Annotated in this window: 1 protein-coding gene; it reads left to right on the top strand. The window is 61.6% G+C overall.

What is annotated here, in order from left to right; genetic code table 11:
* Positions 1–90: 90 nt before the first annotated feature.
* Positions 91–318, top strand: a 228-nt coding sequence (ruvX, locus tag EN857_RS33945) for a Holliday junction resolvase RuvX (protein WP_135897724.1), incomplete at its 3' end; no start/stop codon positions are given.

Raw genomic sequence — 318 nt, 5'->3', positions numbered from 1 at the left:
GGAAGATAGAACGCTGGCGACAAATTGAAAGTAGCGCGGCGTTCCTCACCGTCAAAAGGTTGTGTGACGCCCCGATGTCAGAGGAAGCCGGTGGCCGTTATTTCAATCGAGGAATTGCCGGGACATCTTGCCGGCGGCCGCGCGCTCGCCGGCCTGGATCTCGGCGACAAGACGATCGGCGTAGCGGTTTCCGATCGCGGGTTGTCCTTCGCTCATCCCCGCCCCGTCATCCTGCGCAAGAAGTTTTCGCTCGATGCCGCCCAGTTGCTCGCTCAGCTCGAGAAGGACAATGTCGGCGCCATCGTGCTCGGCCTTCCC

Origin of the sequence: Mesorhizobium sp. M4B.F.Ca.ET.214.01.1.1 (genome assembly GCF_004791545.1) — a bacterium.
Classification (GTDB): Bacteria; Pseudomonadota; Alphaproteobacteria; order Rhizobiales; family Rhizobiaceae; genus Mesorhizobium; species Mesorhizobium abyssinicae.
The sequence above is the reverse complement of the archived record's forward strand: the minus strand, read 5'-3'. Positions and strand labels throughout refer to the sequence as shown.